This window comes from Streptomyces mesophilus, assembly GCF_011044995.1.
In the GTDB taxonomy this organism is placed as follows: Bacteria; Actinomycetota; Actinomycetes; order Streptomycetales; family Streptomycetaceae; genus Streptomyces; species Streptomyces mesophilus.
Genome location: NZ_JAAKZW010000284.1, coordinates 1 through 9,511 on the forward strand (window position 1 = coordinate 1; position 9,511 = coordinate 9,511).

At 70.5% G+C, this 9,511-nt stretch carries 12 protein-coding genes; 7 read left to right on the top strand and 5 right to left on the bottom strand.

The window, feature by feature from the left end; translation table 11 throughout:
• Positions 1-60: 60 nt before the first annotated feature.
• Genes G6045_RS36425 through G6045_RS42255 form a run of 3 tightly spaced genes read right to left on the bottom strand, consistent with a single transcriptional unit; the run spans position 61 to position 2,688 of the window.
• Positions 61-834 carry a TrmH family RNA methyltransferase gene (locus G6045_RS36425; RefSeq protein ID WP_165336509.1) on the bottom strand — a complete coding sequence of 258 codons (774 nt, stop codon included), beginning with the start codon at positions 832-834 and terminating at the stop codon, positions 61-63.
• 10 nt (positions 835-844) lie between these two features.
• Entirely contained in the window at positions 845-2,101 is a 1,257-nt protein-coding gene (locus tag G6045_RS36430; protein WP_165336519.1) for an HTTM domain-containing protein, read from the bottom strand.
• A gap of 41 nt (positions 2,102-2,142) precedes the next feature.
• The gene (locus tag G6045_RS42255) at positions 2,143-2,688 is read right to left on the bottom strand and encodes a DUF5819 family protein (RefSeq protein WP_408056408.1); all 546 of its coding nucleotides are present in this window, start codon (positions 2,686-2,688) and stop codon (positions 2,143-2,145) included.
• A 6-nt stretch (positions 2,689-2,694) separates the two neighbouring features.
• Here G6045_RS42255 and G6045_RS42260 point away from each other — a divergent pair, with 6 nt between their 5' ends.
• From G6045_RS42260 to G6045_RS36465, 7 genes are all read left to right on the top strand, one after another.
• Positions 2,695-2,853: a hypothetical protein gene (locus tag G6045_RS42260; protein ID WP_328708032.1), complete on the top strand. Its 159-nt coding sequence runs from the start codon at positions 2,695-2,697 to the stop codon at positions 2,851-2,853.
• Positions 2,854-3,281: 428 nt separating this feature from the next.
• Positions 3,282-4,283 carry a 1,2-phenylacetyl-CoA epoxidase subunit PaaA gene (paaA, locus tag G6045_RS36440; RefSeq protein WP_165336511.1) on the top strand — a complete coding sequence of 334 codons (1,002 nt, stop codon included), beginning with the start codon at positions 3,282-3,284 and terminating at the stop codon, positions 4,281-4,283.
• Complete coding sequence (gene paaB / locus G6045_RS36445) at positions 4,280-4,564, top strand: 1,2-phenylacetyl-CoA epoxidase subunit PaaB (RefSeq protein WP_165336512.1); 285 nt, start codon at positions 4,280-4,282, stop codon at positions 4,562-4,564. The genes paaA and paaB overlap by 4 nt, the downstream gene beginning before the upstream one ends.
• Positions 4,561-5,286 (top strand): 1,2-phenylacetyl-CoA epoxidase subunit PaaC, encoded by a 726-nt coding sequence (gene paaC, locus G6045_RS36450; RefSeq protein ID WP_165336513.1) that lies wholly within the window; start codon positions 4,561-4,563, stop codon positions 5,284-5,286. Before paaB ends, paaC begins: the two co-directional genes overlap by 4 nt.
• Positions 5,280-5,792: a 1,2-phenylacetyl-CoA epoxidase subunit PaaD gene (gene paaD, locus G6045_RS36455; protein ID WP_328708033.1), complete on the top strand. Its 513-nt coding sequence runs from the start codon at positions 5,280-5,282 to the stop codon at positions 5,790-5,792. The genes paaC and paaD overlap by 7 nt, the downstream gene beginning before the upstream one ends.
• The gene (gene paaE / locus G6045_RS36460; RefSeq protein ID WP_165336515.1) at positions 5,792-6,868 is read left to right on the top strand and encodes a 1,2-phenylacetyl-CoA epoxidase subunit PaaE; all 1,077 of its coding nucleotides are present in this window, start codon (positions 5,792-5,794) and stop codon (positions 6,866-6,868) included. The genes paaD and paaE overlap by 1 nt, the downstream gene beginning before the upstream one ends.
• 208 nt (positions 6,869-7,076) lie before the next feature.
• Positions 7,077-8,210 (top strand): acyl-CoA dehydrogenase family protein, encoded by a 1,134-nt coding sequence (locus G6045_RS36465; RefSeq protein ID WP_165336516.1) that lies wholly within the window; start codon positions 7,077-7,079, stop codon positions 8,208-8,210.
• A 52-nt stretch (positions 8,211-8,262) separates the two neighbouring features.
• On the opposite strand, the gene G6045_RS36470 is transcribed toward G6045_RS36465, so the two are convergent.
• Both G6045_RS36470 and G6045_RS36475 read right to left on the bottom strand, forming a co-directional pair.
• Positions 8,263-8,610 carry a rhodanese-like domain-containing protein gene (locus G6045_RS36470; RefSeq protein WP_165336517.1) on the bottom strand — a complete coding sequence of 116 codons (348 nt, stop codon included), beginning with the start codon at positions 8,608-8,610 and terminating at the stop codon, positions 8,263-8,265.
• Positions 8,611-8,707: 97 nt separating this feature from the next.
• Positions 8,708-9,511: J domain-containing protein (locus G6045_RS36475; RefSeq protein ID WP_165336518.1), on the bottom strand; the 804-nt coding region annotated here is incomplete at its 5' end.

Genomic DNA, 9,511 nt, shown 5'->3' on the forward strand with positions numbered 1-9,511 from the left:
ACCCGCACCCGCACCCGCACCCGCACCCGCACCCGCACCCGCACCCGACAACGAACCGGCTCAGCCGAACTCGTGCCCCGCCGACCAGTGGAACAGCGTCATCCCCACACTGGTCGCCAGGTTGTAGCTGGACACCTGCGACCGCATCGGCAGAGACACCAAGTGGTCCGCACGATCCCGCAGTTCGGGCGAGATCCCACTGCGCTCCGACCCGAAGGCGAGCAACGCATCATCGGGCAGCACGTACGAGCGAATGTCCTTGCCCTCGGGATCGAGAGCGAACAGCGGCCCGGCCGGCAGCTCCGGGACACTCAACTGCTCGACCGCCGTGGCGAAGTGCAGCCCCGCCGCTCCCCGTACAACCGTGGAGTGCCACGGATCCAACGGCCCCGTGGTGACCACCCCGGTCGCCCCGAACCCGGCGGCGAGACGGATCACGGCCCCCGCGTTGCCGAGGTTGCGCGGCTGGTCGAGCACGACGACCGGCGCACGGCGCGCGGTGTCGGACAGCGCCGCGAGCCGCGCGGTACGGGAGGGCCGTACCGCCAGCGCCGCGACCCGCGTCGGATGCAGCCGGGGCACGAGCGTGCGCAGCACGTCATCGGGTACGTCGACGGCCCGCGCGGCCAGCGCCCCGGCGACATCCGGGGCAAGATCCGCGGCGAGGTCGAGGGCGCCCTGCCGGTCCGACGTGAGCACGAGCGGAATCTCCGCACCGAAGCGCAGAGCGTGCTTCAGGGCGTGGAAGCCGTCGAGGAGCACGCAGTCGTCGGCGTGGGCACGCCATCGTCGTACGACATCCGTGCTCTCCGTACCGGCCTTGCCCACGCTCATGGCGTGCAGCCTACGCGCGCGCGTGCTCGACGCTCTCCGGCTCCCGCTCCACCCGGCGGTGATCCTCCTCGTCCGCACGCTGCGCGGGCAGCCCCGCACCACGCCGGGGCAGCACCCGGCCCCGTACCCGAGTGGCGAGACGTTCGAGCCGGCGCAGGAAGGTGGTCGGCAGGAAGACCGCATCCGCGGCGATCATCGCAAGCGAGAAGAACGGCAGCCCGAGGATCACCGCGATCACCGCATGCTCGGTGATCATCGCGGCGAGCAGCACGTTCTTCACGCGCCGGTTGAACAGCGTGAAGGGGAAGGCGACCTGGACCGCGACCGTGCCGTAGGTGATCAGAAGCAGCGGCAGGGCGAACGACGAGAGCAGCTCGGAGAGGGCGGGCCAGGGCGAGAAGTAGTCGAGGTGCAGCGGGTAGTGCACCGCCGTGCCGTCCTGCCAGCGGCCGCCCTGGATCTTGTACCAGCCGGCCGTGGCGTAGATCAGACAGGCCTCGGCCATGATCACGACCAGCGCCGTGTTGTGCAGCAGATTGCGGACGACATCCGCCAGGATCCGCGGCTGCTCGCTCCCGTACCGCCTGACGCACCAGCTCAGGGCGGTCCCCAGCCAGACACCCCACAACAGGTACGGCACGATCGGCAGATTCCAGGGAAGCTCGGTCTCCCAGTCGAACTTGCCGGTGAATGTGCCGAAGAGCAGCAGCCCGCCGAGCACCGTCCACAGCAGAGGGCCGACCCGGTCGTCGCCCTCGGGCCTGCGGACCGCCCGCCGGGCGTCGAGCGACCAGACCCGGCCGCACTGTGTGAAGACCAGGTAGATCGCCATCAGATGGATGACGTTGTCGCCGCCGTCGCCCATGAACACGCTGCGGTTCTGCAGCGACAGCACCCCGACCATGAAAAGCACGGACATCGTCCGGGTCCGCCACCCCACCATGAGCAGGGCGCTGGACAGCACGGCCACGAGGTAGACGAACTCGAACCAGCCGCGCCCGTCGTCCCACATCAGCACGGTGAAGGCGTGGTTGTCCGCGATCAGCTGCTGCGCCATGTCCCAGCCCCAGGGCCCGTCGGGCCCATAGAGCTCATGGCGGTGCGGGAACTCGCGCAGCAGGAAGAGCAACCAGGTCAGCGAGAAGCCGATCCGGATGACGGCGCTCTGATACGGGCCCAGCGCGGCGCCCGTGACCCGCAGCACACCGTTGGCCACGGACTGGTCGAAGCGGCGCTTCGCCAGGGGCTGCTCATAGCTGCTGCTCATCGGTCGCTCGTGACTGCCGCTCGTCGGCCGCTCATAGCTGCTCATCGGTCGCTCACCTCACGGTCGCGGGACGTGATCGTCCACCAGGGCAGCTCACGGAAGGACGGCTTCGAGTCGATCTTCTCCGCGCTCCACTTGGGCGGCTGCACATTGGTCGTGGAGGAGCGCAGCTGAATGCGCTCGACGGTGCCGCCGAGCGGTTCGCGGTCGAAGCGGAGCAGAGCGATCCGGCGGAGATAGCGCTCGGAGAGGTCGCCGCGCAGACCGTTGGAGACGTTTTCGCTGGTGTGCGAGCCGTTGTAGAAGTCCCAGGCGCGGCGCAGTTCGTTCTGCTGTGTATGGCTGGGCAGCAGATTGCCGTCGATCGCGGCGCCGTCCTGTGCGGAGAGGTTGATCCAGCCGGTCGTACGCAAGTGGCCGCCCTCCGTGCGCACCGTGGCGCGGGCGTGGACGGCCACGTTCTGCTGCAGCGGGTTGGGGGCGAACAGCTTCCAGTTCTGCTCGAACTCCGGGTATATCCAGCCGTCCATCGCTTCCCCGTACTCCCTGGAAGCACTGTTCGACGGGGCCACGTGCAGGAACACCATGCCGAGATGCACTGCACCGACCACCGCGACCACGGCGAGAACCAGGGCGGCGGCCAGCTGGTAGGGGAGGGTGAGGGCGGTGAGCCCGCCGGGTGGGCCGGGTTCGCCGGACAGACCCCGCCCTCCCGGGGGCCGAGCCCCTTGAAGGCTATCGGCACCCACTGACAACGCCGGGTCCGCCGGCGCCGGGTCCGCCTCGGGCCTGGGCGGCGGGCTGACTTCCGGGCTGCGTTCGGTCAGGTCGGACGCGAACGCCGACGAACCCTCCGCCGCTGCAGGCAGAGCCGCGGTTTCCGGACCCCCCACTGCGGGCGGAGCCGCAGTTTCGGACCCCGGGCCCGCGCCCGTGTCCTCGTCGTACGCGTCCATTCCGCCCCGATCCCCATCCGCCTCTGCCGCCACGGGTCGGAACGGTACTCAGCGTCGGTCGCCACGCACAGCTGTCGTGACGTTATCCACAGGGTTGACACCCTACGGCCGCCGGTCCCACCATGGAAACCAAGCGAACCGAACGATCGGTCGGTAGATTGATCAAGGCGACCGCGAAGACGCGGACAGTCCGGAGATCGAGTGCCGAGGCAAGGGGGCCGGGCATGACGACGGTGACAGACGCTGGTCAGACGGCGGTGGACGCTGACCGTACAGCGGTGTTCGACGCCGCCGTGGCCGCCGACGAGCGGATCGAACCGCGGGACTGGATGCCCGACGCCTACCGCGCGACGCTGGTGCGCCAGATCGCGCAGCACGCGCACTCCGAGATCATCGGCATGCAGCCGGAGGCCAACTGGATCACGCGCGCGCCCTCACTGCGCCGCAAGGCGATCCTGATCGCCAAGGTCCAGGACGAGGCGGGACACGGGCTGTATCTGTACAGCGCGGCCGAAACCCTCGGCACCAGCCGCGAAGAGCTCCTCGACAAGCTGCACGCGGGCCGCCAGAAGTACTCCTCGATCTTCAACTACCCCACCTTGACCTGGGCCGACGTCGGCGCGATCGGCTGGCTCGTGGACGGCGCGGCGATCACCAACCAGGTGCCGATCTGCCGCTGTTCCTACGGTCCTTACGCCCGCGCGATGGTGCGGATCTGCAAGGAGGAGTCCTTCCATCAGCGCCAGGGCTTCGAGCTGCTGCTCACGCTCAGCCGCGGCACCGAGGCACAGCACGCGATGGCGCAGGACGCGGTGAACCGCTGGTGGTGGCCGTCGCTGATGATGTTCGGCCCGCCGGACGACGAGTCCTCGCACTCCGCGCAGTCCATGGCCTGGAAGATCAAGCGCCACTCCAACGACGAGCTGCGCCAGCGCTTCGTCGACATCGCCGTCCCGCAGGCCGAGGCGCTCGGCCTCACCCTCCCCGATCCGGATCTGAAGTGGAACGAGGAGCGGGGGCAGCACGACTTCGGGGCCATCGACTGGACCGAGTTCTGGGATGTCCTCAAGGGCAATGGTCCGTGCAACGAGCAGCGGATCACCCAGCGCCGCACGGCCCATGAGGACGGCGCCTGGGTACGGGACGCGGCTGCCGCACACGCCGCGAAGCACACCGAGCGCACCACGGCACGCAGCGCGCAGAACGAGCAGGAGGCGACGGCATGAGCGGCGACTGGCCCTTGTGGGAGGTGTTCGTACGTTCGCGGCGCGGGCTCTCGCACACCCACGCCGGCAGCCTGCACGCACCGGATGCGGAGCTTGCCCTGCGCAATGCCCGCGATCTGTACACGCGGCGCAGCGAAGGCGTCTCGATCTGGGTGGTCCCGTCCACCGCGATCACCGCTTCGTCGCCGGACGAGAAGGACCCGTTCTTCGAGCCGTCCGCCGACAAGCCGTACCGGCACCCGACGTTCTACGAGATCCCGGACGGGGTGAAGCACCTGTGACCGCGACCGTGTCCGGCACGACCGGCGCCGCTCTGGTGCTCGGCGACGACGCCTTGGTGCTCTCCCACCGCCTCGCCGAGTGGGCCGGCCACGCGCCGGTGCTCGAGGAGGAGGTGGCGCTCGCCAATATCGCCCTCGACCTGCTCGGCCAGGCCCGGGTGCTGCTCTCGATGGCCGGTGACGAGGACGAGCTGGCGTATCTCCGCGAGGAGCGCGCCTTCCGCAACCTCCAGCTGGTCGAGCAGCCGAACGGCGACTTCGCCCACACCATCGTCCGCCAGCTCCTCTTCTCCACCTACCAGCGTTTCCTGTACGAGGCGTTGGCCGGCGATCGGGTCTTCGGGCCGCTCGCCGCCAAGGCGGTCAAGGAGGTGGCGTACCACCAGGACCACGCCGAGCAGTGGACGCTCCGCCTCGGCGACGGCACGGACGAGAGCCAGGCGCGGATGCAGCGCGGGCTCGATGCGCTGTGGCGCTACACCGGGGAGATGTTCCGGCCGGTCGACGGCCTGGAGTCGGTCAAATGGCAGGAGCTGGAAGCTCGTTGGAGCTCCTCGGTCACCTCCGTGATCGAGCGCGCCACCCTGCGGGTGCCGGAAGGTCCGCGCACCGGGGCATGGGCCGCGGGCGCGGGACGCGAAGGGCTGCACACGGAGCCGTTCGGGCGGATGCTCGCCGAGATGCAGCATCTGCACCGCAGCCACCCGGGGGCGTCGTGGTGACCGCCGAACGCACCCGCGAGCGCACCCCCCTGGAGCAGCGGCTCTGGGAGCTCGCGGGAGCCGTGCCCGACCCCGAGCTGCCGATGGTCACCCTGGGCGACCTCGGGATACTGCGCGATCTGCGGATGTTCGGTCCCGGCGAGGTCCGCGTCGAGATCACTCCGACGTATACGGGCTGCCCCGCCGTCGAGGCGATGTCCTGCGATATCGAGGACGTGCTGCATGCCGAGGGCGTGCCCGAGGTGACGGTACGGACAGTGCTCGCACCGGCCTGGACCACGGACGACATCACCGCTGAGGGCCGGCGCAAGCTCGCCGCGTCCGGCATCGCCCCGCCCCGGCCGCAGCCGGCGGACGGTCCGATACCGCTGACGCTCGCCGTGCGCTGTCCGCACTGCGGCTCCATCGATACGGAGCTGCTCAGCCGCTTCTCGTCCACCGCGTGCAAGGCGCTGCGGCGGTGCGTGAGCTGCCGTGAACCGTTCGACCACTTCAAGGAGTTGTGATGGGGGCCCCTGCCAAGTCCCGGTTCCACGCTCTGCGCGTGACCGCGGTCGACCGGCTCACCGACGACTCCGTGGCCCTGACCTTCGCCGTGCCGCCGGAGCTCCGCGCGGAGTACCGCTATGCGCCGGGCCAGCATCTGGCGATACGGCGCCATGCGGAGGGCGCCGAGATCCGTCGTACGTACTCGGTGTGCTCGCCCGTGCTCGGGGCGGACGGTCCCGCCGAGGTGCGCGTGGGCGTACGCCTGGTCGACGGCGGCGAGTTCTCCACGTACGCGCACAAGGAGATCGCCGTCGGCGACACGCTCGACGTGATGACCCCCGCGGGCCGGTTCACCCTGGAGCCGCGGCCGGGGCACTTCGCCGCGGTCGTCGGCGGCAGCGGCATCACACCGGTGCTGTCCATCGCCGCGACGCTTCTCGCGCGGGAGCCGGAGGCTCGTTTCTGTCTGATACGCAGTGATCGCAGCGCTGCCTCGACGATGTTCCTGGAGGAGGTGGCCGACCTCAAGGACCGTTATCCCCAGCGCTTCCAGTTGGTCACCGTGTTGTCGCGGGAGGAGCAGCAGGCGGGCCTCCCGTCGGGCCGGCTCGACGAGGAGCGGCTGACCGGGCTGCTGCCTGCGCTGCTGCCCGTCGAGCGGATCGACGGATGGTTTCTGTGCGGACCGTTCGGCCTGGTGCAGGGCGCCGAGCGCGCGCTGCGGGGGCTCGGGGTGGAGCGCGCGCGGATCCACGAGGAGATCTTCCATGTGGACTCCGGTACGGCCCCGGCGGCCTCGCAGGCGCCCGTCGTGGCACACAGCCGGGTGACGGCGCAGCTCGACGGCCGGTCGGGGAGCTGGCCGGTCCAGGACGGCGAGTCCCTTCTGGAGACCGTGCTGCGCAACCGTCCGGACGCTCCGTACGCCTGCAAGGGCGGGGTCTGCGGCACCTGCCGCGCCTTCCTGGTCTCCGGTGAGGTGCGGATGGACCGCAACTATGCGCTGGAGCCGGAGGAGACGGACGCGGGCTATGTCCTGGCCTGCCAGTCCCATCCGGCCACGGAACAGGTGGAGTTGGACTTCGACCGCTGAGGCCCACCGCTGAGCCGAGCCGAGCCGAGCCGAGTCGAGCCGAGCCCTGCCCTTGCCGGGCGGGCGATCCCGTCTCGGCGGGCCATCCCGTCTCGGCGGGGCCATTCCAATCCGCTAGAACCTGTTCTATCTTGACGGTCCGTCAGATGACGGTGCCCGTATTCCCGGGCGCCGTCGGACAGAGCCGGCGCGCACGGGAGGACAGGCAGTGGACTTCGACTTCACCGAAGAGCAGCAGGCGGCCGTCGAGGCGGCCAAGGCGGTCTTCGCCGGCGTGGACGTGGACGCGGTGCCGAGTCCGGCCCTGACCCCCGGAGCCGTCGCCGACGATTTCGACCGCGCGCTGTGGGCCAAGCTCGCCGAGGCGGACGTGCTGAGTCTGCTGCTCTCGGACGCATACGACGGGGCGGGCCTCGACGCCATCGCCCTCTGCCTCGTCCTGCGCGAATCGGCGAAGGTACTGGCCCGCGTACCGCTTCTGGAGTCCACCGCGGCCGCCAAGACCCTTGAGGCATACGGGAGTTCCGCGGCCAAGGCCCGGATCCTGCCGGGCGTGGCCGACGGCACCACGGTCCTCACCGTCGCCGCCAACGGCCGCACCGGCCACGACAGCGCCGAACTCGCCGTCTCCGCACGCCCCGACGGCACCGACTGGGTGCTCGACGGACTGCAGACCGGGGTGCCGTGGGCGCACACCACGGACTACACGGTCGTTCCCGCGCACACCTCCGACGGCCGCACCGTGCTCGCGCTCGTGCCCCGGGTCCAGGACGGGCTCACGCTCGCCGAGCAGTTCTCCACCTCGGGCGAACGCTTCGCCGAACTCCGCCTGGAGTCCGTACGGATCGCCGCCACCGACGTCATCGACGCCGACGGCGCCTGGGAGTCCCTGCACCAGCTGCTCGCCACCGGTACGTGTGCGCTCGCGCTCGGCCTCGGCGAAGGTGTGCTGGGCATGACCAGCGAATACACCAGCAAGCGGGAGCAGTTCGGGCACCCGGTGGCCACGTTCCAGGCGGTGGCCATGCAGGCCGCGGACCGCTTCATCGATCTGCGCGCCATGGAGGTCACCCTCTGGCAGGCGGCCTGGCGTATCTCCACGGGCGCGGGCGGGGCGCTGCCGGCCGAGGGCGATATCGCGGTGGCGAAGATCTGGGCCTCGGAAGGCGTCCGCAGGGTGGTGCAGACCGCCCAGCATCTGCACGGCGGCTTCGGCGCCGACACCGACTACGCACTGCACCGCTATCACGCCTGGGCCAAGCAGCTGGAGCTTTCGCTCGGGCCGGCCGCGGCCCACGAGGAGGCCCTCGGCGAGCTGCTTGCCACGCACACGCTGGCCTGAGCATGCCGAAGCCGGGCACCCGCTCGCAGGTGCCCGGCCTGTACGTCCGGGCTCAGACGACGAAGCCCGGCTGCCCCTTGTCGTCCACGACGGGGCGGCCGACCGCGTGCCAGGACTCCATACCGCCGGCGACGTTCACCGCGTCGATGCCCTGCTGCACGAGGTACATCGTGACCTGGGCGGAGCGTCCGCCGGAGCGGCAGATGACGTTCACCTTGCCGTCCTGCGGCGCCGCCTCGGTCAACTCGCCGTAGCGGGCGACGAATTCACTCATGGGGATGTGCAGCGCGTGCGGGGCATGGCCCGCCTGCCACTCGTCGTCCTCACGGACGTCCACCAGGAAGTCGCTGTCGTTCAGCGCGTCGACGCCGACCGTGGGCACACCAGAACCGAAAACCATGCCCCGACGCTACCCGACCGCGCGCCTGCCCCGGTCCCGGCATCAGCCCGGCCGGAGCCGTCCACCACGTCTGCGCCGCCGGAGTCGGCCGCGTCGGCTACTCCGCGAGCGACGCCAGCTCCGCCTCACGCTCGCCGACCTGCGCGATCAGCTGATCGGCGATCTGCTCGAGCAGGCGGTCCGGGTCGTCGGGCGCCATCCGCAGCATGGACCCGATCGGGCCCTCCTCCAGATCGCGTGCGACCACGGACAGGAGCTCCTTGCGCCGTGCGAGCCATTCGAGGCGTGCGTACAGCTCCTCGCTCTCACTGGGCTGCTGCTCCGGCGGTACGGGACCGGCCGCCCACTCCTCGGTGAGCTCGCGAAGCAGCGGCTCATCGCCTCGGGCGTAGGCGGCATTGGCCCGGGCGATGAACTCGTCACGCCGGGCCCGCTCCTTGTCGTCCTGGGCCAGATCCGGGTGGGCCTTGCGTACGAGGTCGCGGTAGAGCTTGCGGGCCTCGTCGCTGGGCCGCACCCGTTCGGGCGCCCGCACCGGCTGCTCGTTGAGCATCGCGGCGGCTTCGGGGGAGAGACCGTCGGAGTCGATCCACTCGTTGAACAGTTCGGACACATCGGGCATCGGCAGCACCCGGGCACGCAGCTCCTGGGCGGTCCGCAGGTCGTCCGGGTCCCCGGTGCGCGCGGCCTTCGCCTCGGCGATCAGGGCGTCGAGCTCTTCGAGCCGGGCGTACATGGGGCCGAGCTTCTGGTGGTGCAGCCGTGAGAAGTTCTCCACCTCGACGCGGAAGGTCTCGACGGCGATCTCGTACTCGATCAGGGCCTGCTCGGCCGCCCGCACGGCCCGCTCGAGCCGCGCCTCGGGCCGCTCCTGCGCAGCGTCCTGCGGCGGCGGTACGGG